This window comes from Photobacterium sp. GJ3 (assembly GCF_018199995.1).
In the GTDB taxonomy this organism is placed as follows: Bacteria; Pseudomonadota; Gammaproteobacteria; order Enterobacterales; family Vibrionaceae; genus Photobacterium.
The window spans coordinates 159,565-182,571 of sequence record NZ_CP073578.1; the positions used below are offsets into that span (position 1 = coordinate 159,565).

The following is a 23,007-nucleotide window of genomic DNA, read 5'->3' on the forward strand; positions in this document are numbered from 1 at the left end:
TTCTTGTTATTTGGTCGAGTAGCTAATCTACCCTGTACGCAATGTAAAGGGATCGTCGTGTCATGTTACTTAAGGAACTCTCGGCTTTAGCAAGCCCGCTCAATGATCAGCAGATCGGCCAGCTGCAACAGGCAGTCGCAGAACTGTCACCACAGCAGATGGCCTGGATCAGTGGTTATTTCTGGGGGTTAAGCCAAACCCAAGCGGCAGGCCAGCAGCCTGCTGGTCAGCCTGCGGTTGCTGTGGCAGCCAAACCGGCTGGCAAACTTACCATTATTTATGCATCGCAGACGGGCAACGCCAAAGGTGTGGCTCAGGCGCTGAAAGATGAAGCGGTTGCTTCCGGCATGCAGGCCGAGGTGTTCGCGGCCGGTGACTATAAAGGCAAGAACCTCGCCAAAGAAACCCATGTGGTCTTTGTGGCGTCAACCCACGGGGAAGGGGAAGCGCCGGATGATGCGATTGAACTGCATGAGTTTTTGCAGTCCAAACGCGCACCGAAGCTGCCAAACCTGAACTATGCCGTGCTGGGACTGGGCGACTCAAGCTACGAGTTTTTCTGCCAGACGGCAAAAGACTTCGACAGCTATCTCAGCAAGCTGGGTGCCAAAGCTTTCATTGAGCGCATTGACTGTGATGTCGACTACGATGCTCCTGCGGCGGAATGGCGCAGCAAAGCGCTGGACAGCATCAAAGGTGAATTGCTGGGCGGCAGTCAGGCTGACGTGGTGCAACTGCCGGTCGGGCAGAGCGCTGCAGCAGCGGTGTCGCAGTACAACAAACAAAATCCGTATGCCGCTGAATTACTGGTGAGCCAGAAAATCACGGGCCGCGATTCCGGTAAAGATGTCCGCCATGTCGAGATCGATCTGGGCGAATCCGGTCTGACCTATCAGCCGGGTGATGCATTGGGTGTCTGGTACGACAATGATCCGGCACTGGCAGCAGCACTCGCGGCGAAAGTCGGTCTGACGGGCGAAGAAAGTGTCGACGTAGACGGCGCATCCATGAATCTGAAAGATGCCCTGATCAGCCAGTATGAAATCACGGCAGCGAATCCGCAATTGGTGACAAAGTTTGCGGAACTGTCAGGCAGCAAGAAACTGCAGAAACTGGTGGAAGACAAAGACAAACTGCGTGAGTACGCAGCCAATACGCAGGTCATAGATGTTTTTGCCGAAAAGAAAACTCAGCTGAGTGCCGAGCAGCTTCAGGGCCTGCTGCGTCGCTTAACGCCGCGCCTGTACTCCATTGCTTCCAGTCAGGAAGAAGTGGGTGAAGAAGTGCATCTGACCGTGGGTCTGGTGGAATATCAGCAAGGTGATGAGCCTCGATTTGGCGGAGCATCCGGTTTCCTGGCCCACCGAGCAGAAGAAGGTGCGAATGTTCGTGTTTTTGTCGAAGAAAACAAGAACTTCAAACTGCCTTCTGATGACAATACGCCAGTGATCATGATTGGTCCGGGGACAGGTATTGCACCGTTCCGGTCGTTCATTCAGGAAAGAGAAAACCGCGATGCGGAAGGGAAGAACTGGTTGTTCTTCGGTGACCGGACCTTCACGGATGATTTTCTGTATCAGGTGGAATGGCAGAAATATCTGAAAGATGGCGTTCTGACCCGACTGGATGTCGCATTCAGCCGCGATCAGGCCGAGAAAGTTTATGTTCAGCACCGCATTCTGGAAAACGCAGCGGAAGTCTGGCAGTGGCTGCAGGAAGGTGCGCATCTGTATGTGTGCGGTGATGCCAACCGGATGGCCAAAGATGTGCACGATGCTTTGATCACCGTGGTTGAGCAGCAGGGCGGCAAGAGCCGTGAAGATGCAGAACTGTATTTGAATGATTTGCGTAAAGCCAAACGCTACCAGAAGGATGTGTACTAATGACTGAGAAACTGTCTGATAATGAACGCCTGAAACGCGAAAGTAACTTCCTGCGTGGCACCATTCAAGATGATTTGCAGGATCGGATCACCGGTGGCTTTACGGCAGACAACTTCCAGCTGATCCGTTTCCACGGCATGTATCAGCAGGATGACCGCGACATTCGTCCTGAACGCCAGAAGCAAAAGCTCGAACCGCTGCACAATGTGATGCTGCGTGCCCGGATGCCGGGTGGGATCATCACGCCGAAACAGTGGCTGGCGATTGATCAGTTTGCTCAGGATAAAACCATGTATGGCAGTATCCGCCTGACCACGCGTCAGACGTTCCAGTTCCATGGTGTCCTGAAGCCGAATATCAAACTGATGCACCAGACGCTCAATGACTATGGCATCGACTCGATTGCCACGGCGGGTGACGTAAACCGGAACGTGCTGTGTACGTCGAATCCGGTTGAGTCTGAACTGCATCAGCAAGCTTATGACTGGGCGAAGAAAATCAGTGAACACCTGCTGCCAAAAACCCGTGCTTATGCGGAAATCTGGCTCAATGGTGAAAAACTGGAAGCCGAGCAACAGGACAAAGAACCGATTCTGGGCTCGACGTATCTGCCGCGTAAGTTCAAGACCACGGTTGTGATCCCGCCACAAAATGATGTGGATGTGCATGCCAACGATCTGAACTTTGTCGCCATTGCTGAAAAGGGTCAGTTGATCGGTTTTAACGTGCTGGTTGGTGGTGGCCTTGCCATGACTCACGGGGATACGGCGACGTATCCGCGCCGCGCGGATGATTTTGGTTTTGTCCCGCTGGAGAAAACGCTGGATGTCGCCTCTGCTGTTGTGACGACGCAGCGCGACTGGGGAAACCGTTCGAACCGGAAAAACGCGAAAACCAAGTACACCTTGGATCGTGTTGGTGTGGATGTGTTCAAAGCGGAAGTTGAAAAGCGTGCTGGTGTGACTTTTGAAGCAAGTCGTCCTTACGAGTTCACCGGACGAGGCGATCGATTCGGTTGGGTGAATGGCATTGATGGCAAGTATCACCTGACGCTGTTTATTGAAAACGGCCGGATTCTGGATTACCCGGACAAGCCGCTGAAGACCGGCATTGCTGAGATTGCGAAGATCCACACCGGGGATTTCCGCATGACTTCAAACCAGAACCTGATTATTGCCGGGGTTGCACCGGAAGATAAAGCGACAGTCGAGCAAATTGCGCGTGAGCACGGTTTGATTGACGACGGCGTCAGTGTGCAGCGTCAGAATTCGATGGCCTGTGTGTCGCTGCCGACCTGTCCGCTGGCGATGGCTGAAGCAGAGCGTTTTCTGCCGGAGTTCGTGACGGACTTTGAAGGACTGCTGGAAAAACATGGTCTGAGCAAAGAGGAGCATGTGATCCTGCGGGTGACGGGCTGTCCGAACGGTTGTGGTCGTGCCATGCTGGCGGAAATCGGTCTGGTCGGAAAAGCGCCGGGCCGCTATAACCTGCATCTGGGCGGTAACATCAATGGCACCCGAATTCCAAAGATGTACCGTGAAAACATTACCGTTGATGAAATTATGACTGAGCTGGATCAACTGGTGGGCCGCTGGGCGAAAGAACGTGAAGCCGATGAAGGCTTTGGTGATTTCACCATTCGCAGCGGTATTATTGCTCCGGTTGAGGTCTCTGTGAGGGATTTTTATGCCTAAATATGCGTTGGCGGATTTGCTGAGTGCAAGCAAGGTTGAGCAGATCCTCCGGCTGGCGGAAATTAACGCTGAGCTGGAGCAGATGACAGCCCAACAGCGTGTTCGCTGGGCGCTGGAATATCTGGACGGCAATTTTGCACTGGCTTCGAGCTTTGGGATCCAGTCTGCCGTGATGCTGCATCTGGTGACACAGGAATCACCGAATATTCCGGTGATCCTGACCGATACCGGTTATCTGTTTCCGGAAACTTATCAGTTTGTAGATTTTCTGACGGAGCGTTTGTCTCTGAATCTGAAAGTGTACCGGGCTGAGCTGAGTCCGGCCTGGCAGGAAGCGCGGTATGGTCAGCTGTGGACGCAGGGTGTTGATGGCATTAAGCAATACAACAAAATGAACAAAGTTGAACCTATGCGCCGTGCGCTGGAAGACTTACAGGTCAACACCTGGTTTTCCGGCCTGCGACGCGCACAGTCTTCAACCCGGGCGACCTTACCGGTTCTGGCGATTCAGAATGGGAAATTCAAGTTCCTGCCGCTGATCGACTGGAGTGAGCAGGACATTGATACCTACCTGCTTGAGCATGACTTGCCTTACCATCCACTGCGCGAGCAGGGTTACCGTTCCATGGGTGATGTGCATACCACCACCAAGTGGGTGCCCGGTATGGCAGAAGAGGAAACCCGCTTCTTTGGCCTGAAGCGTGAATGCGGATTGCATGAAGATGACGTAGAAAGTGATGGCTCGGGCATCTGATCCCAGGGTCACCTGACATGAAAAGAATAAAAAACCTGACTGGGGAAACCCGTCAGGTTTTTTTATTTGCGAATCAGAAAATTGACCTGAGTCTGACAGCAAAAAAATGCGGAATCGTTACGCTCGGCCGTTGTCTGAATCGGGTCAGCCTGCTGTTGGCGTCCAGATTTTGGTCAGGGTATCGATGAGCCCGGCGCTGGCGCCCTGAGTGCCTAAAAATTGTGTGATGATTGGGATGAACTGACTGATCATACTGGCGTCTAATCCAAGTGCAGTGAACACAGGGCCCAGCGCATCCATGTTGTTCAGCATGCCACCCAGGCCGGCAGGAATTGCATCCATCAGGTTTTCAGAACCCGGGATGAGTTTGGTCAGTTCAGAGGCCTGATCGCCACTGAGCTGACTGGCGGCCATGGATAACAGCGCACCAGCACCGCCAGCAGCTTGTTCGGTGCTGACGCCGAGTTGATCGGTCAGCATGCTGGCCAGTGGGTTATCAGCCAGGGCTTCCATTTTGTCGTCACCGCCGCCGAAAAGGTCGGACAGGCTGAAGGCATGGGCAGCGGTGCTCAGGGTCAGGCAGGCAGCAAGCGGGATGACAAACAGCCACATGCGTTGAAGTAAAGCTCGGGTCATAACATTCTCCTTAGAATAGAGGCGCGGGGGATCCCGCTGGAAAGCTAAAAGCTACTCTAAGCGTAGTCTGGAAAAGATAAAAGAGGGCAAACTGTCAGTTTCCTGTCAGTTTATTCCTGAGCTATCGCGTTGAAAGGAGACAAAAAACGGTGCCGAAGCACCGTTTTGACCGAAGATGGCAGGACTTACAGGATGTCCAGCAGTTCGACTTCGAAGACCAGCGCAGCAAAAGGAGGAATCGCTGCACCTGCACCACGCTCGCCATAAGCCAGGTTGTGCGGGATGTACAGTTTCCACTTTGAGCCAACAGGCATCATTTGCAGGGCTTCAACCCAACCTGCGATCACGCCGGTCACTGGGAATTCAGCTGGCTGGCCACGGGTTACTGAGCTGTCGAACACAGTACCGTCGGTCAGCTCACCGTGGTAGTGCACGCGAACTTGCTTGTCAGACGTTGGGATTTCACCGTTGCCTTCAACCAGTACTTCGTACTGAAGGCCGGAATCGGTCACTGTTACTTCAGAGCGCAGTGCGTTATCTTTGAGGAAGGCTTCACCATCAGCAGCAGCAGCTTTTGCTTGCTCCTGACGCGCAGATTCTGCACGTGTGTGCAGTTCACGCAGTGCGTTGTTGATGTCGTCAACTGGGATTTCTGGCATGTCGCCAGTCAGTGAAGTCGCGATGCCTTTTGCGATGGCTGCAACGTTCAGGCCTTCCAGGCCGCTTTGAGCCAGTTGCTGGCCCATTTGCAGACCGATACCGTAGCTCGCTTGGGTTTCAACTGTATCTAGTTTAACGTCAGACATAGTCTTGTCTCTTGATGTCGAGTGAATTAAGCGGGCAGGATAACAGTTTCAGCCCTTAGGGGTAAACTTTTGTAAACAGGGGTCGCAACAAAGCGTGATCCCGAAGATTTGGCGCAGAGTGATGGAGAGTAGTTGTTATGGGACAGGCAAAACGCCGTAACAGGAAAAAAACAGCACCGGCACTGCCGAACATTTCGCTGGCGGAATGGAAAGCCCGTATCAGCGCAATGCCATGGCGGGATGTCTGCAAGAGCCAATGGCAGGCTGTCAGCACAAAAGTGACACCATACTGGCAGCTTCTGCCCGGTTTCCACCGTAAAGCATTAATGGTGCTGGTGCCTGTCGTCATCGTGCTCCTGTTTTTACCTGCGCCCGAGCCGGAACTCAAAGTCCCCGGCGGCGAGCCTGTCCGTCAGGAAGTCAGCCTGAACTTATCTGAAACGCCACGGGAAGCGGAACAACCGCAGCGTCAGCGTGCGCCAATCACTTCAACGATTCATCCGCTCAATGCAGAGCAGCAGCCCGATGCCCGTCCGAAACCGGAAGTGAAACCAGCGACGGTAACCAGTCAGTCGCAGTCTGGTGCAAACTGGCGGAGCTATGAAGTGAAGCAGGGAGAAACGCTGGCGACGATCTTCCGTTCCAAATCACTGCCACTGACGGATTTGTACGCCATTGCTGCGATTGAAGGGAAAGATAAACCTCTGAGTCAGATCAAATCAGGCCAGTTGCTGCGGTACAAGCAACTGGCCAACGGCGATCTCGATGTATTGCAGATTGAGAGCCGCAGCGGGGATCCGGTGATGTTCTTCCGCCGATCAGACGGCAGTTTTGCCCGCGGTAAATAGAGGCCCTGCAAAAATTTAAGCGGCGGACTGGTTTTTGGTCAGCCGCATATCAATATGCGGGATGCCGTCTTCCAGATATTCCTCAGAAAAAGGTGTGAAGCCAAACCGGCCATAGTATCCCTGCAAGTGTGACTGGGCACCAATTTCAATGGCCTGTCCCGGCCAGAGTTGTTCCGCAAAGTACAGTCCCTGCTGCATCAGTTCATGGCCCAGTCCACGGCCTCGGGCTGCTTCTGATGTCATGACCCGCCCGATACTGACCGCATCATAAGTCAGCCCTGCTGGGAGCAGGCGGAGGTAAGCCATCAGCACACCGTCCTCATACGCCATCAGATGATGCACACCTTCGGCTGTGTCATGTCCGTCGATTTCGGGGTAAGGACAGTGTTGTTCAACCACAAAAACATCCACCCGTAGTTTGAGCACATCATAAAGTTGCTGCGTTGTCAGTTCATCAAAACCAAGGCACTGCCACTGCATCATACGACTTCCTTATAGATGAGAGTTTCTCAGCAGCATATGGGGTGGATTCAGTGAGTGCAACACTTATGGTGCCGACGCCTCCGGGGGCGTATGCAGGTGACGTTTCAGGCTGTCGAGCTGAGTGGCTGACAATCCGAGATAGGAGGCCAACTGGGCGTTGCTGATGTGCGCAGTAAAATCGCCAATGCTTTCTGTAAACAGGGCATATCGTCTGGCCGGGCTGTACAGCCGCATGAACTGTTCTTTTTGTTCGCGAAACAGCAGTTGCCTTTCTGCCAGCGCCATATATAAATCCGGACACGTTTCCCGCCAGTTCAGAATGAGATCGATCGGTAAAGTCAGCACTCGGCAGGCAGACAACGTTTCCAGCAGATAAGGCGAGCCTTCTTCTGTCAGCAGGCTTTCAAAGCCGATGAGCAGCTCCTGCTCCCAGAAGAAATCTTTGCTGATGGCATGACCTTCGGCTGTAAGGTAGCAGGCATGACATAACCCATCGATCAGGAAAAACGCCTGAGTTGCCAGTTCCCCCTGATTCAGGAGAATGTGACGGGTGGGGAGCTCGAGTGTCTCGGCGACAGATTCAGCCTGGGCGATTGCTTCCGGGGAGGCGGCGTGCAGTGCCAGAAATTGTGAGAGCGGTGCGTTCATGGTCTCGGATGTCTGTGAGTGTGTTTCCCCTAAGCTTATCAAAAAAAACCGCAGCCGGAGCTGCGGTCATCGTTGAATCCAATGGCGGGGATCAGCCTTGCAGATCAATTCGGTAGACGGCAAAGCCTTCAGGATTCGTCGCTACCTGCTTCATCGGGTACTGACCTTTGGCTTTGATGAATTCCGCTGCGGTGTTGCTCGGTGACGTTTCAAAGCGGATATCAAGTGGTGTTGCACTTTTCAGCGGAGCAAAATACCAGTTGTTATCTGCACTTGGCGTCACCTGGCCTTTGTCTTTGCTCACCCGGCTGATGTAGTTTGCCACGACGCTTCGGTTTTCATCCGGCGCAGAGAACGCGACGTATTGTTCTCCGGTTCCGGCAAACTTGGCGCTATATGCGCGGTAGTTGTTGGTCGCTATCAGGAATGTCTGCGCCGGATCCAGCGGCTGGTCCTGATAAGTCAGTTGCCTGATACGTTCTGCATTCGGGTTCACCAGCTTGCAGTCCCCGTCGTAACGCGCTGGCTGAGACACATCGATCTGATACCGGACCCCATCAATCACATCAAAATTGTATGTGCGGAAGTCTTCCCAGTTAATGAGTGACTGCGGCGCGCTCGAGGTCAGATCGATCTGATTGAACTGTCCGGCAGCACATTCCAGCCATTCTTTCACCTCTTTCCCTGTCACTTTCAGGGCGACCAGTGTATTTGGATACAGATATAAATCGGCGGCATTCCGGAACGTCAGCTGACCGGCTTCCACTTCTGTGTAGTTGCCCGGATCGTTGGCCCGCCCGCCAGCTTTGAAAGGCGCGGCAGCCGACAGGACAGGCAGACCGTCCAGATCCGGATCCCCTTGAATGAAGCGCTCGACATAATCTTTCTGGGCCAGATTGACAATTTGCACGGTCGGATCATCCTGCACCAGCGCCAGATAGCTGTACATCACATCGCTGGCTTTACCGATGGGCTGGTTCACAAAGGTTTGAGTGCCTTTGTGATCTGCGGCCACCGCTGCAACCAGCTTGGGATCTGCTTCAACCAAAGATTTTCCACCTTCGAAGATCGGACGTGCTTCGGTCTGGCCCTGGGTCACGACCCACTTACCGTCTTGCTGTGACAACACCAGATCAATGACCCCCAGATGATCGCCCCAGCGGCCGGGCATGACCGACGGCACACCATTGATGGTGCCTTTGTCGAGATCGGTATTCGGCAGTGCCGAGAACGTTTTGCTCGGGAACACCGCATGAGAGTGACCGAAGGCAATGGCGTCAATGCCGTCAACTTCCGTGAGGTAATAGACTGAGTTTTCCGCCATCGCCTGATAAGGATCGGCCGAAACGCCGGAGTGCGGAATCGCGACAATCACATCGGCACCTTCGGCTTTCATCTTCGGCACGAAGTATTCAGCCGTCTTTTTGATATCTCTGGCTTCGACTTTACCTTCCAGATTCTTTTTATCCCAGATCATGATTTGCGGCGGTACGAAACCAATGTAGCCGATTTTGATGTTGTGGGCCTGGCCGTCGGTGTCCTGCAGGCGGTAGGTTTTGATCAGATAAGGCGTGAACAGATTCTGTCCGGTTTTCAGGTCATACACATTGGCATTGATATACGGGAAATTCGCGCCTTCCAGAGCCGAGTTCAGGAACGACAGGCCATAGTTGAATTCATGATTGCCGAGGTTGCCCACGTCATAGTTCAGCGGGTTCATGGCTTTATAAACCGGGTGAACGTCACCGGCTTTCAGACCTTTTGCCGCCATATAGTCGCCCATGGGGCTGCCCTGGATCAGATCGCCATTATCAACCAGAACACTGTTCACCACTTCCTGCCGGGCTTGTTCAACCAGCGTAGCCGTTCGGACCAGCCCGGTTTTTTCAGTGGCTTTGTCTTTGTAATAGTCATAGTCCATGACATTGGCATGGATATCCGTGGTTTCCAGAATACGCAGCTTGATTGTATCGGCCAGTGCCGGGCCTGCCGTGGTCAGCAGGGCACCCAGTACGGCGACAGAAAGTGGTTTAACAGATAAGGGCATGATTTCACCGTATTTAAATGGATAAGAAACGTGGCTTAAGGTAGCAAAAATACTGTGCGTGAATTGCAACGACTTGTCAGATATGTGACACGCATTTCACTCGTTACGCGGATGGGTTCACGCCGTGTCACGGGTTGCGAGGAGACGAAGCCATGAGGGATGAGTTAGAACAGAATGTCATAACTTAATCTTTTTTGAATGTGTCAGTGCCTGAAAAAGAGTTGTTTTATACAGAGTTAGGCCGCGTTTGACCTTCTGATACAGCAGATCTCGAATGAAGAGACCAAAAGGAAGGCTGCCTAAACTTTTGGGAATAAAAAATGAAATTTTAGAATTTCAGGTAATATCTCGCCCCGTCTATAGTGCTGTTAATTACAGTGAGTAAGAGCAGTGATTATGGACTACCTACCAATTTTTGCCGATTTGAAGCGTCGCCCCTGCCTGGTTGTCGGCGGCGGTGAAGTCGCCTGGCGTAAAACCCGGATGCTGCTGAAAGCCGGAGCGGATGTCCGAGTGATTGCTCCTGAGCTGAATGCAGATTTTCAACAGGCAGTGCATCACGGACAGGTGACGCATCTGGCGGCAGAATTTTACCCAGAGCATCTCGATGGCATTTTTCTGGCCATCGCTGCAACCGATCGCAAAGCCGTGAACGCACTGGTGTATCAGTCGGCCAACCAGCGTCAGGTGCTGGTGAATGTGGTCGATGACACGCAGCGTTGCAGCTTTATTGTGCCGTCGATTGTGGATCGCTCTCCAATCATTGTCGCTATCTCTTCTTCTGGCAAAGCCCCGGTGCTGGCACGTCTGGTGCGGGAAAAACTCGAAGCCTTGCTGCCGCAGCATCTGGGCAAAATGGCCACGCTGGCCGGAAATTTCCGGGATCGGCTGAAAAATACCGTGAAGACCTTGTCGGCGCGTCGACTGTTCTGGGAACAGGCGTTTGATGGTCGTTTCGCTGAGCTGGTGGCGGCCGGTCAAGATCAGGAAGCCGAGCAGGAGTTGGTCCGTCAGTCCCAGCAAGTTTCACTGCAAGGACAGGTTGCGCTGATTGGTGCCGGACCTGGCGATGCGGGCTTGCTGACTTTGCGCGCGTTGCAGCTGATGCAGCAGGCTGATGTGGTGCTGTACGACTATCTGGTCTCAGACGACATTATGGATCTGGTCCGCCGCGATGCCGAACTGGTTTGCGTGGGGAAACGTGCCGGATTCCACAGTGTGCCACAGGAAGAAACCAATCGTCTGCTGGTTGAACATGCCAGCCAGGGCAAACGTGTGGTTCGTCTTAAAGGGGGCGATCCCTTCATGTTTGGCCGGGGAGGCGAAGAACTGGAAGTGCTGTTTGATGCCGGTATTCCATTTCAGGTGGTCCCGGGCATTACCGCTGCGGCGGGTGCAACGGCTTATGCCGGGATTCCGCTGACGCACCGGGATTATGCGCAGAGCGCGATGTTTATCACTGGCCACACCAAACCCGACAGCGACACACTGGACTGGTCAACACTGGCGCGAGGCAAGCAGACGCTGGTGATTTACATGGGCTTGATGAAGTCGAGCCATATCCAGCAACAGCTGATCGAACATGGCCGGGCAGCAGATACGCCTGTTGCTATTATTGAGAGAGGCACGCAGGCATCACAAAAAATTTACAAAGGTCAGTTAAGTGAACTGGCACAGCTTGCAGAGCACGCAGAATCCCCGTCACTCATTGTTGTGGGTGAAGTGGTGAATCTTGCGCAGAAATTACATTGGTTCGGAAAGCAGGAACAACAAGGGCAACCACACCCCGCTGTCGTGAGCCTGGCTTAACATGGAGAGAAAGATGGATCCGAAACGCCTTACCCACCTTAAGCAGCTCGAAGCGGAGAGTATTCACATTATCCGTGAAGTCGCTGCTGAGTTTGATAATCCAGTCATGATGTACTCCATCGGGAAAGACTCATCGGTGATGTTGCATCTGGCACGCAAAGCATTTTATCCGGGCAAAATCCCGTTTCCGCTGCTGCATGTCGATACCGACTGGAAGTTCCGCGAAATGATCGAGTTCCGCGATGCCACCGCAAAAAAATACGGTTTCGATTTGCTGGTGCATAAAAATCCGGAAGGCCTGGCGATGGGGATCAATCCGTTTGATCACGGTTCGTCCAAGCATACCGACATTATGAAAACCCAGGGCCTGAAGCAGGCACTGAATCAATATGGTTTTGATGCGGCCTTTGGTGGCGCACGCCGCGACGAAGAAAAATCACGTGCGAAAGAGCGTGTCTATTCTTTCCGCGACAAAAACCATACCTGGGATCCAAAGAACCAGCGTCCTGAACTGTGGAAAACCTACAACGGCCAGATCAACAAGGGCGAAAGCATTCGCGTCTTCCCGCTGTCGAACTGGACTGAACTGGACATCTGGCAATACATCTACCTGGAAGGCATCGATATCGTGCCGCTGTACCTGTCGGAAGTTCGTCCTGTTGTCGATCGTGACGGCATGCTGATCATGGTGGATGACGATCGGATGAAACTGCGTCCGGGCGAAGAAATCCAGCAAAAGAGCGTGCGTTTCCGGACGCTGGGCTGTTATCCGCTGACCGGTGCCATTGAATCTGAAGCCAGAACGTTACCGGAAATTATTGAGGAAATGCTGGTGGCGACGTCCAGTGAACGTCAAGGCAGGGCGATCGACCACGATCAGTCCGGGTCAATGGAATTGAAGAAACGTCAGGGTTATTTCTAAGGAGTCGGGACATGAACAGCGCAATTCAACAACAAGTAGCTGAGCTGGGCATTGAAGCCTATCTGGATCAGCACCAGAACAAGTCCCTGCTTCGTTTCCTGACCTGTGGTTCGGTCGATGACGGTAAAAGTACGCTGATCGGCCGCCTGCTGCATGATTCTCAGCAAATTTATGAAGATCAGCTGGCTGCGATTCACGCCGACAGTCAGAAAGTCGGCACCACAGGCAGCAAACCGGATCTGGCGCTGCTGGTGGATGGTCTGCAGGCTGAGCGTGAGCAGGGGATCACCATTGATGTCGCATACCGCTATTTCTCGACCCAGAAACGCAAGTTCATCATTGCAGATACACCGGGACATGAGCAGTACACCCGTAATATGGCAACAGGGGCTTCGACCTGTGATGTCGCCGTCATTCTGATTGATGCTCGTAAAGGGGTGCTGGATCAGACACGTCGTCATTCTTATATCGCCAGCCTGCTGGGCATTCGCCAGTTTGTTGTGGCGGTGAACAAGATGGATCTGGTGGGCTTTGAGCAATCACGCTTCGAGCAAATCCGTGATGATTATCTGACGTTTGCAGAAAAACTGAATTCAGACATCAACATTCAGCTGGTGCCGTTGTCGGCGCTGGAAGGCGATAACGTGGTAACCGCCAGTGAGCAAACGCCCTGGTACACGGGTGAGCCGCTGCTGACACTGCTGGAAAATGTTGAAGTGAATAAGAAGACCGACGGCGAGCTGCGATTCCCGGTTCAGTATGTGAACCGTCCGAATCTCGACTTCCGTGGTTTTGCGGGAACGCTGGCATCTGGCACTGTGAAGGTGGGGGATGCGGTGAAAGCGTTGCCATCCGGTAAAACTTCCACGGTTGCCCGGATTGTGACCTTTGACGGAGATCTGGAGGAAGCGCATTCAGGTCAGGCGATTACGCTGACACTGGCGGATGAAATTGATATCAGTCGTGGCGACACCCTGGTGCATGCACAGGACAACGTGCCCCTGAGCAATCAGCTGCTGGCTGATATTGTGTGGATGGCAGAAGCACCGCTGCAACCGGGCCGTCAGTATGATGTGAAAGTGGCAGGCAAGAAAACGGTGGGTTCTGTGAGCGCTATCCGTCATCAGGTGGATATCAATAATCTCGACACCTTTGAAACCGAAGTGTTGCCGCTGAACGGGATCGGGTTATGTGAAGTCTCTCTGAATGAGGCCATTGCCATCGATGCCTATCAGAATTGCGCTGATACCGGTGGTTTCATTCTGATTGATCGCCTCACCAATGTAACTGTGGGTGCCGGCATGGTTCGTGAAGCGCTGGCTGAATCTGCCTCGTCTCAACAGACCTACAGTGCATTTGAAGTCGAACTGAATGCTCTGATCCGGAAGCATTTCCCGCACTGGGATGCGAAAGATCTCAGCAAGTTGCTGGGGTAATTAGCCTATGGCATGGGAACAAGCCCTGGTACTCGGGATGCTGCTAGTGATCGTGACGAGTCTGATCACCACGCGTATCAAGCCTGCATTTCTGTTTGCGGGGGCAGCATTTGTTGGCTTCCAGACCGGGATGATTGAGCTGTCGACTTTGGCCGGGAACTTTACCAATGCATCATTGCTGACGCTGGTGTTGCTGATTCTTGTTTCCATTGCACTTGAAAAAACGCGCCTGATCAGTTGGGTCGGGCGCCAGATCTCTCAGGGCGGACAAAAGACAGTCGTAGCCAAGCTGGGCTTGTCGACGGCATTTTTGTCCTCCTTTACGAATAACACCGCTGTGGTTGTGTCACTAATCGGGGCGATTAAACGCAATCAGCGTCATGCGCCCTCTCGTTTGCTGATCCCGTTATCCTATACTGCAATTCTGGGCGGCACCCTGACCTTAATCGGCACTTCAACCAATCTGATCGTCAACAGCTTCGTGGAAGATGCCGGGTTGCCAAGTTTGGGCTTTTTCGCGCCGTCGATGATCGGACTTGCTGTATTGGTCGCGGGGCTGATGCTCCTGATCCCGCTCAGTCACTTGCTGCCGAATTATGACGACAGCAGTCAGGATGATTTACCGTATTTTCTGGAAGCAAAGGTGGTTTCTGGCGCTCCGCTGGCCGGAAGATCGGTCTCTGATAATGGCCTGCGTGCTTTGCGGCGCTTATTTCTGGCAGAAATTATCCGTGGTGGAAATACCATCGCGCCGGTATGCCCGGAAACCATCATTGAGGCCGGAGACACCTTACTCTTCTGTGGTGATATAGAAAGCGTCACCACGTTGCAGGAAATCGATGGTCTGAAACTATTCGGCCAGCATCACCTCAACGGCCAGTCCATGATGGAAGTGGTCGTCAGCCATTCGGCAGGTATACGCGGCAAGACTCTGAAAGATGTTCAGTTTCGTGAGCGTTTTGATGCGGTGGTTGTGGCGATCCGCCGTGGCCATGAACGTCTGGCCGGCGGACTGGGCAACATTGAATTACATCCGGGCGATACACTGGTCATTGTTCCCGGCAAAACCTTTCATGAGAAGAAGCAAACTCTGAACCGTGAGTTTGTGCTGATCAATGGCCTGGATTCCAGTGCCCGTCTCGACAGTACGAAAAGTATGGCGGTACTGGGCGGCTTTGTTGCCGTGATCATGGCTGCATTGCTGGATGTTTTGCCACTGATCAAAGGTCTGGCTGGTTATCTGCTGGTGCTGCTGGCAACAGGAATCATCAGTTTTGCCGAAATCCGTCGTCGTTTTCCGATTGATATTGTTGTGATTGTCGGTTCAGCGCTTTCTCTGGCACAGCTCATGTTGTCCAGCGGATTGTCGGAGCGGATGGGTAACATGATGATGACGTCCTTTAATGGCTGGGGTGTCTATGGCGGGCTGGTGGCTGTTTATCTGCTGACATTGTTAATGACAGAATTGGTGACGAATAATGCTGCCGCAGCACTGTCCTTTCCGCTGGCCTATAGTTTGGCCTTAAGCTACGGCGTCGATCCGATGCCCTTTATTATGGCGGTGCTGTTTGGTGCCAGTGCCAGCTTTATTTCACCTTACGGGTATCAGACGAATCTGCTCGTCTATACCGTTGGGAACTATAAACTCCGGGATTACCTTCGGATTGGCTTGCCATTCTCGATTATGTACTCGGTTGTGGTCCTGACACTGATCCCGCAGTTCTTTCCTTTTTAATCTGTACTAGCAACGGAGTGTACAATGACCGCTGTCGTTCAATCCCACGAAAATGAAAATGTGGTCTGGCACAATCACCAGACAGACAAAGCACAGCGTGCTCAGTTGAAAAATCAGAAACCTTGTGTCCTCTGGTTTACCGGGTTGAGCGGTGCAGGAAAATCCACCGTGGCTGGTGCCTTGGAAAATCGTTTGGCAGAGCAGGGTTTCCATACCTATCTGCTGGATGGCGACAATGTCCGTCATGGGCTTTGCAAGGATCTGGGGTTCTCTTCAGAAGACAGGAAAGAGAACATTCGCCGGATCGGTGAAGTGGCAAAGCTGATGGCTGATGCTGGCCTCATCGTTTTAACCGCTTTTATTTCTCCTCACCGTGAAGAACGTCAGTTGGTTCGCGAACTTCTGCCGGAAGGGGAATTTATTGAAGTCTTTGTTGATACACCACTGGCAGAATGCGAGAAGCGCGACCCGAAAGGGCTCTATAAAAAAGCCAGAGCGGGTGAGATCAAAGACTTCACCGGGATTGACTCTGAGTATCAACCTCCGGAAAATCCAGAGATTCACCTGCAGGCTGGTCATGCATCTGTGGACGAACTGGTGACACGATGTATGGAAGCTTTAAAGCAGCGTCACATTATATAAGACAAGGAGGAAAGCGTGAGCACAAGACTGGAGTCGATTTATCAGGTCGCCCTGGAAGCGGGGCAAGCCATTATGGATTGCTATCACAGCAATGTTCAGGTTGAAGCAAAGGCGGACAATAGTCCTGTCACTGAAGCGGATCTGGCTGCTAATGCTGTGATCATTCGCCACCTGTCTGAATTGACACCAGAGATCCCGGTTCTTTCTGAAGAGTCTGCCCATACCGAATGGCAGGAGCGTCAGCATTGGGAAACCTTCTGGTTGGTTGACCCGCTTGACGGAACAAAAGAATTTCTGCGCAGAAATGGGGAGTTCACGGTCAATATTGCTCTGATTCAGGCAGGGAAACCTGTTCTTGCTGTGGTTCATGCGCCAGCCTTAGACAAAACATGGCTGGCTGATGGCTCCAAAGCATGGCTACAAACGAAAGCCGGGCGTGAGCCGATCCGCGCCAGAACGGCAACCATCCCGACTGTCGTCGGTAGTCGCTCTCATCCCAGCCCGGATATGGCTGCCTTTCTGGAAAAATTGGGTCAGCACAAAATGACAGAAGTTGGCTCATCCCTGAAGTTCTGTTTAGTGGCAGAGGGACGCGCGCAATTTTATCCACGTCTTGGTCCTACGATGATGTGGGATACGGCGGCAGGGCAGTGCGTTGCAGAAAGTGCAGGCGCTCGGGTCACGCAACTCAATGGTGAGCCTTTACGCTATGACCGTGAAGACTTACTTAATCCCTATTTTCTCGTTGCCTTATAAGGCCCTTTCCTTTAGTCCGCCACCCATATGTGGCGGATTTTTTATGAATGTATGGATTCACACTAGATCTTTTCAACTCCTAAAGCTTCCCTTTATGTCTTCCTCTCACTTCATCAAAGTGGCCACCAAAGACTGAAAGCATGATTCTTGCTGCTTTTTTGTATCTTTTACGCCGTTCAGTTGGATTATTCGTCTTTCGTAAGAAAATATACAAAAAACACTTGCCGTGTTGAGAAAGCTCCTTATAATGCCGCCTCACTGACAGGGCAGAGCAGGTTTTGAATAAGTTCTTCGTAACTTGTGTATAACTTGTGATGAACTGAAAGGGCGCAAAAAGAACTGAAAAATCTGGTTGACAGTGTTTTTTGTTTTTGTAAAATGCGCATCCTCGCTAGGAAATACGGCTCAAGGCTTTAAATCCTGATGTTTTGCTTAGTGAGGGCTTGGTTAAGAAGGTTTTCGAAAAAATATTTGAAAATAAAGCTTGACTGAGAAAGATGGCTCGGTATTATATGCAGCCTCTGACCAACGAGTTAAATGTTGAGTCAACGTTCTTTAACAATTTGACCATGCAATCTGTGTGGGCACTCGACAATGATACAGTCAAAAGATTTTATCAGTGAACTGAGTGACCAATTGGTAGCACTTTCTTGAAAGGGTTACCGGCACAGTCAATTCGTTTCAACTACGGTTGAAACATCAGTAATCACTGAGCCGCTTCTCTTCGGAGAGGCAACAAAATTCTAATTGAAGAGTTTGATCATGGCTCAGATTGAACGCTGGCGGCAGGCTTAACACATGCAAGTCGAGCGGCAGCGACATCAACAATCCTTCGGGTGCGTTGATGGGCGGCGAGCGGCGGACGGGTGAGTAATGCCTGGGAACATGCCTTAGTGTGGGGGATAACCATTGGAAACGATGGCTAATACCGCATAATCTCCTTTCTTTTACGAGATGGGAGCAAAGCGGGGGACCTTCGGGCCTCGCGCGCTAAGATTGGCCCAGGTGGGATTAGCTAGTAGGTGGGGTAACGGCTCACCTAGGCGACGATCCCTAGCTGGTCTGAGAGGATGATCAGCCACACTGGAACTGAGACACGGTCCAGACTCCTACGGGAGGCAGCAGTGGGGAATATTGCACAATGGGGGAAACCCTGATGCAGCCATGCCGCGTGTGTGAAGAAGGCCTTCGGGTTGTAAAGCACTTTCAGTAGTGAGGAAGAGGTGGTGTTTAATAGATACCATCTTTGACGTTAGCTGCAGAAGAAGCACCGGCTAACTCCGTGCCAGCAGCCGCGGTAATACGGAGGGTGCGAGCGTTAATCGGAATTACTGGGCGTAAAGCGCATGCAGGCGGCGTGTTAAGCCAGATGTGAAAGCCCGGGGCTCAACCTCGGAATCGCATTTGGAACTGGCATGCTAGAGTCTTGTAGAGGGGGGTAGAATTTCAGGTGTAGCGGTGAAATGCGTAGAGATCTGAAGGAATACCGGTGGCGAAGGCGGCCCCCTGGACAAAGACTGACGCTCAGATGCGAAAGCGTGGGGAGCAAACAGGATTAGATACCCTGGTAGTCCACGCCGTAAACGATGTCTACTTGGAGGTTGGTGTCTTGAACACTGGCTTTCGGAGCTAACGCGTTAAGTAGACCGCCTGGGGAGTACGGTCGCAAGATTAAAACTCAAATGAATTGACGGGGGCCCGCACAAGCGGTGGAGCATGTGGTTTAATTCGATGCAACGCGAAGAACCTTACCTACTCTTGACATCCAGAGAACTTTCCAGAGATGGATTGGTGCCTTCGGGAACTCTGAGACAGGTGCTGCATGGCTGTCGTCAGCTCGTGTTGTGAAATGTTGGGTTAAGTCCCGCAACGAGCGCAACCCTTATCCTTGTTTGCCAGCACTTCGGGTGGGAACTCCAGGGAGACTGCCGGTGATAAACCGGAGGAAGGTGGGGACGACGTCAAGTCATCATGGCCCTTACGAGTAGGGCTACACACGTGCTACAATGGCGTATACAGAGGGCGGCCAACTAGCGATAGTGAGCGAATCCCACAAAGTACGTCGTAGTCCGGATTGGAGTCTGCAACTCGACTCCATGAAGTCGGAATCGCTAGTAATCGTGGATCAGAATGCCACGGTGAATACGTTCCCGGGCCTTGTACACACCGCCCGTCACACCATGGGAGTGGGCTGCACCAGAAGTAGATAGCTTAACCTTCGGGAGGGCGTTTACCACGGTGTGGTTCATGACTGGGGTGAAGTCGTAACAAGGTAGCCCTAGGGGAACCTGGGGCTGGATCACCTCCTTACCTAAAGACTGCGTTGTTGACGCAGTGTCCACACAGATTGCCTGGTTAAAATGTAAAGAGCGCAAGAGAAGGGTCTGTAGCTCAGGTGGTTAGAGCGCACCCCTGATAAGGGTGAGGTCGGTGGTTCAAGTCCACTCAGACCCACCACTGTTTTCCCAAACACAGTGGTTGAACACTCTTGCAATACTCGATGGGGCTATAGCTCAGCTGGGAGAGCGCCTGCCTTGCACGCAGGAGGTCAGCAGTTCGATCCTGCTTAGCTCCACCAATTTCTCTGATACCGCGTTGTGCGATTCCTCGTTTAGCAACCTAAACGTCGGAACCTCACGCCTTGTCTCAGAATCATTGGGTCCACTCTTTCAAGGTTTTTCCTTAAGAATCTTTAAAAAGTGGTTATCACTTGATAATTCACAATGCTCTTTAACAATCTGGAAAGCTGACTAGTAATTCAATCGATATGACGATTGAATCAAACTGTTTCGAAAGAAACAGAGTTCTCAAGCAATACACATTCAAGTGTCTTGTATTTTTTGTTTTCACTTTCCAAAGTGAACACAAAGTGAGTCCGGCGAAACAAATCAAACCTTGGTTGTTTGCGATACAGACCCTTTGGGGTTGTATGGTTAAGTGACTAAGCGTACACGGTGGATGCCTGGGCAGTCAGAGGCGATGAAGGACGTACTAACTTGCGATAAGCGGTGATGAGGCAGTAAGAGCCACTTGAGTCACCGATTTCCGAATGGGGAAACCCAGCTGCATAAGCAGTTATCATCAGGTGAATACATAGCCTGATGAGGCGAACCGGGGGAACTGAAACATCTAAGTACCCCGAGGAAGAGAAATCAACCGAGATTCCGGCAGTAGCGGCGAGCGAAACCGGATTAGCCCTTAAGCGTTTTTTGTGTCAGGTGAAGGCTCTGGAAAGTGCCGCGATACAGGGTGACAGCCCCGTAACCGACGATACCTTAAACGTGAAAACGAGTAGGACGGGACACGTGTTATCTTGTCTGAAGATGGGGGGACCATCCTCCAAGGCTAAATACTCCTGACTGACCGATAGTGAACCAGTACCGTGAGGGAAAGGCGAAAAGAACCCCTGTGAGGGGAGTGAAATAGAACCTGAAACCGTGTACGTACAAGCAGTAGGAGCCCTTCGGGGTGACTGCGTACCTTTTGTATAATGGGTCAGCGACTTAATTTCAGTAGCAAGGTTAACCATCTAGGGGAGCCGTAGGGAAACCGAGTCTTAACTGGGCGTACAGTTGCTGGGATTAGACCCGAAACCAGGTGATCTAGCCATGGGCAGGTTGAAGGTGAGGTAACACTTACTGGAGGACCGAACCGACTAATGTTGAAAAATTAGCGGATGACTTGTGGCTAGGGGTGAAAGGCCAATCAAACCTGGAGATAGCTGGTTCTCCCCGAAAGCTATTTAGGTAGCGCCTCGGACGAATACTACTGGGGGTAGAGCACTGTTAAGGCTAGGGGGTCATCCCGACTTACCAACCCTTTGCAAACTCCGAATACCAGTAAGTACTATCCGGGAGACACACGGCGGGTGCTAACGTCCGTCGTGGAGAGGGAAACAACCCAGACCGCCAGCTAAGGTCCCAAAGTATCACTAAGTGGGAAACGATGTGGGAAGGCTCAGACAGCCAGGATGTTGGCTTAGAAGCAGCCATCATTTAAAGAAAGCGTAATAGCTCACTGGTCGAGTCGGCCTGCGCGGAAGATTTAACGGGGCTAAGTGATACACCGAAGCTGCGGCAATGCGATTTATCGTATTGGGTAGGGGAGCGTTCTGTAAGCGGCTGAAGGTGTGCTGTAAGGCATGCTGGACGTATCAGAAGTGCGAATGCTGACATGAGTAACGACAATGGGGGTGAAAAACCTCCACGCCGGAAGACCAAGGGTTCCTGTCCAACGTTAATCGGGGCAGGGTGAGTCGACCCCTAAGGCGAGGCCGAAAGGCGTAGTCGATGGGAAACGGGTTAATATTCCCGTACTGCTTACTATTGCGATGGGGGGACGGAGAAGGCTAGGTGGGCCGGGCGACGGTTGTCCCGGTTCAAGGGTGTAGGCTGATGGTTTAGGCAAATCCGGACCATCTTTAAGGCTGAGACCCGATGTCGAGCCACCACGGTGGTGAAGTCATTGATGCCATGCTTCCGGGAAAAGCCTCTAAGCTTCAGATAGTAAGGAATCGTACCCCAAACCGACACAGGTGGTCGGGTAGAGAATACCAAGGCGCTTGAGAGAACTCGGGTGAAGGAACTAGGCAAAATGGTACCGTAACTTCGGGAGAAGGTACGCTGCCGGCGGTGAAGAGACTCGCTCTTAGAGCTGCTGGCAGTCGCAGATACCAGGTGGCTGCAACTGTTTATTAAAAACACAGCACTGTGCAAAATCGAAAGATGACGTATACGGTGTGACGCCTGCCCGGTGCCGGAAGGTTAATTGATGGGGTTATCTTCGGAGAAGCTCTTGATCGAAGCCCCGGTAAACGGCGGCCGTAACTATAACGGTCCTAAGGTAGCGAAATTCCTTGTCGGGTAAGTTCCGACCTGCACGAATGGCGTAATGATGGCCACGCTGTCTCCACCCGAGACTCAGTGAAATTGAAATCGCAGTGAAGATGCTGCGTCCCCGCGGCTAGACGGAAAGACCCCGTGAACCTTTACTACAGCTTGGCACTGAACATTGACCCTACATGTGTAGGATAGGTGGGAGGCTTCGAAGCAGGTACGCCAGTATCTGTGGAGCCGTCCTTGAAATACCACCCTTGTCGTGTTGATGTTCTAACGTCGCCCCGTTATCCGGGGTGCGGACAGTGCCTGGTGGGTAGTTTGACTGGGGCGGTCTCCTCCCAAAGCGTAACGGAGGAGCACGAAGGTGGGCTAATCACGGTCGGACATCGTGAGGTTAGTGCAATGGCATAAGCCCGCTTAACTGCGAGAATGACGGTTCGAGCAGGTGCGAAAGCAGGTCATAGTGATCCGGTGGTTCTGAATGGAAGGGCCATCGCTCAACGGATAAAAGGTACTCCGGGGATAACAGGCTGATACCGCCCAAGAGTTCATATCGACGGCGGTGTTTGGCACCTCGATGTCGGCTCATCACATCCTGGGGCTGAAGTCGGTCCCAAGGGTATGGCTGTTCGCCATTTAAAGTGGTACGCGAGCTGGGTTTAGAACGTCGTGAGACAGTTCGGTCCCTATCTGCCGTGGGCGCTGGATGATTGAAGGGAGTTGCTCCTAGTACGAGAGGACCGGAGTGAACGAACCGCTGGTGTTCGGGTTGTGTCGCCAGACGCATTGCCCGGTAGCTAAGTTCGGAACAGATAACCGCTGAAAGCATCTAAGCGGGAAGCTGGCCCTGAGATGAGTCATCCCTGAGACTTTAAGTCTCCTGAAGGGCTGTTCGAGACTAGAACGTTGATAGGCAGGGTGTGTAAGCGTTGTGAGGCGCTCAGCTAACCTGTACTAATTGCCCGTGAGGCTTAACCATACAACACCCAAAGGGTTTGAAGTACGGACTCCATAAGCACTTGAATGATGTGCTGAGAACACTAGACAGTTTTCCAGAGATTGTCCCGAAC

The 23,007-nt window shown here is 52.3% G+C and carries 15 protein-coding genes, 2 tRNA genes and 2 rRNA genes; 14 read left to right on the forward strand and 5 right to left on the reverse strand.

The annotated features are described in order from the left end of the window. The first annotated feature begins 62 nt into the window (after positions 1–62). Genes KDD30_RS00805 through KDD30_RS00815 form a run of 3 tightly spaced genes read left to right on the forward strand, consistent with a single transcriptional unit; the run spans position 63 to position 4,331 of the window. The gene (locus tag KDD30_RS00805; RefSeq protein ID WP_211646954.1) at positions 63–1,883 is read left to right on the forward strand and encodes an assimilatory sulfite reductase (NADPH) flavoprotein subunit; all 1,821 of its coding nucleotides are present in this window, start codon (positions 63–65) and stop codon (positions 1,881–1,883) included. Beyond that, a complete protein-coding gene (gene cysI / locus KDD30_RS00810; RefSeq protein ID WP_211646955.1) occupies positions 1,883–3,577 on the forward strand; it encodes an assimilatory sulfite reductase (NADPH) hemoprotein subunit in 1,695 nt (564 codons plus the stop codon). Before KDD30_RS00805 ends, cysI begins: the two co-directional genes overlap by 1 nt. Then, on the forward strand, positions 3,570–4,331 hold the full coding sequence (locus KDD30_RS00815; RefSeq protein WP_211646956.1) for a phosphoadenylyl-sulfate reductase: 762 nt from the start codon (positions 3,570–3,572) through the stop codon (positions 4,329–4,331). The genes cysI and KDD30_RS00815 overlap by 8 nt, the downstream gene beginning before the upstream one ends. 144 nt (positions 4,332–4,475) lie before the next feature. On the opposite strand, the gene KDD30_RS00820 is transcribed toward KDD30_RS00815, so the two are convergent. Then, the gene (locus KDD30_RS00820; RefSeq protein WP_249199168.1) at positions 4,476–4,967 is read right to left on the reverse strand and encodes a DUF2780 domain-containing protein; all 492 of its coding nucleotides are present in this window, start codon (positions 4,965–4,967) and stop codon (positions 4,476–4,478) included. 185 nt (positions 4,968–5,152) lie between these two features. After that, a complete protein-coding gene (locus tag KDD30_RS00825) occupies positions 5,153–5,773 on the reverse strand; it encodes an FKBP-type peptidyl-prolyl cis-trans isomerase (RefSeq protein ID WP_211646957.1) in 621 nt (206 codons plus the stop codon). Positions 5,774–5,910: 137 nt separating this feature from the next. Here KDD30_RS00825 and KDD30_RS00830 point away from each other — a divergent pair, with 137 nt between their 5' ends. Continuing rightward, complete coding sequence (locus tag KDD30_RS00830; protein ID WP_211646958.1) at positions 5,911–6,621, forward strand: LysM-like peptidoglycan-binding domain-containing protein; 711 nt, start codon at positions 5,911–5,913, stop codon at positions 6,619–6,621. A 15-nt stretch (positions 6,622–6,636) separates the two neighbouring features. Here KDD30_RS00830 and KDD30_RS00835 read toward each other — a convergent pair whose 3' ends face one another. The 3 genes from KDD30_RS00835 to KDD30_RS00845 form a co-directional block, all read right to left on the reverse strand. Further along, complete coding sequence (locus KDD30_RS00835) at positions 6,637–7,104, reverse strand: GNAT family N-acetyltransferase (RefSeq protein ID WP_211646959.1); 468 nt, start codon at positions 7,102–7,104, stop codon at positions 6,637–6,639. A gap of 63 nt (positions 7,105–7,167) precedes the next feature. Then, a complete protein-coding gene (locus KDD30_RS00840; protein WP_211646960.1) occupies positions 7,168–7,752 on the reverse strand; it encodes a Crp/Fnr family transcriptional regulator in 585 nt (194 codons plus the stop codon). Positions 7,753–7,843: 91 nt separating this feature from the next. Next, positions 7,844–9,799 (reverse strand): bifunctional 2',3'-cyclic-nucleotide 2'-phosphodiesterase/3'-nucleotidase, encoded by a 1,956-nt coding sequence (locus KDD30_RS00845; RefSeq protein WP_211646961.1) that lies wholly within the window; start codon positions 9,797–9,799, stop codon positions 7,844–7,846. Between the two features lie 396 nt (positions 9,800–10,195). On the opposite strand from KDD30_RS00845, the gene cysG reads away from it, so the two are divergent. From cysG to KDD30_RS00895, 10 genes are all read left to right on the forward strand, one after another. Further along, positions 10,196–11,608 carry a siroheme synthase CysG gene (cysG, locus tag KDD30_RS00850; RefSeq protein ID WP_211646962.1) on the forward strand — a complete coding sequence of 471 codons (1,413 nt, stop codon included), beginning with the start codon at positions 10,196–10,198 and terminating at the stop codon, positions 11,606–11,608. A gap of 13 nt (positions 11,609–11,621) precedes the next feature. Continuing rightward, positions 11,622–12,530, forward strand: coding sequence for a sulfate adenylyltransferase subunit CysD (gene cysD / locus KDD30_RS00855; RefSeq protein WP_211646963.1), 909 nt, complete (start codon positions 11,622–11,624; stop codon positions 12,528–12,530). A gap of 11 nt (positions 12,531–12,541) precedes the next feature. Next, the gene (cysN, locus tag KDD30_RS00860) at positions 12,542–13,966 is read left to right on the forward strand and encodes a sulfate adenylyltransferase subunit CysN (protein WP_211646964.1); all 1,425 of its coding nucleotides are present in this window, start codon (positions 12,542–12,544) and stop codon (positions 13,964–13,966) included. Between the two features lie 7 nt (positions 13,967–13,973). Further along, on the forward strand, positions 13,974–15,701 hold the full coding sequence (locus KDD30_RS00865) for an SLC13 family permease (RefSeq protein ID WP_211646965.1): 1,728 nt from the start codon (positions 13,974–13,976) through the stop codon (positions 15,699–15,701). 24 nt (positions 15,702–15,725) lie between these two features. After that, positions 15,726–16,343, forward strand: coding sequence for an adenylyl-sulfate kinase (cysC, locus tag KDD30_RS00870; protein WP_211646966.1), 618 nt, complete (start codon positions 15,726–15,728; stop codon positions 16,341–16,343). A 15-nt stretch (positions 16,344–16,358) separates the two neighbouring features. Then, positions 16,359–17,099 carry a 3'(2'),5'-bisphosphate nucleotidase CysQ gene (gene cysQ / locus KDD30_RS00875; RefSeq protein WP_211646967.1) on the forward strand — a complete coding sequence of 247 codons (741 nt, stop codon included), beginning with the start codon at positions 16,359–16,361 and terminating at the stop codon, positions 17,097–17,099. Between the two features lie 744 nt (positions 17,100–17,843). Further along, positions 17,844–19,409: ribosomal RNA gene (locus tag KDD30_RS00880) — 16S ribosomal RNA — on the forward strand. A 70-nt stretch (positions 19,410–19,479) separates the two neighbouring features. After that, positions 19,480–19,556: transfer RNA gene (locus KDD30_RS00885), tRNA-Ile, on the forward strand. Between the two features lie 45 nt (positions 19,557–19,601). Next, positions 19,602–19,677 (forward strand) — tRNA-Ala (locus KDD30_RS00890). A gap of 353 nt (positions 19,678–20,030) precedes the next feature. Then, positions 20,031–22,916, forward strand: a 23S ribosomal RNA gene (locus tag KDD30_RS00895). Together the 16S and 23S rRNA genes with 2 tRNA genes alongside form the textbook arrangement of a ribosomal RNA operon. The last annotated feature ends 91 nt before the right edge of the window (positions 22,917–23,007 follow it).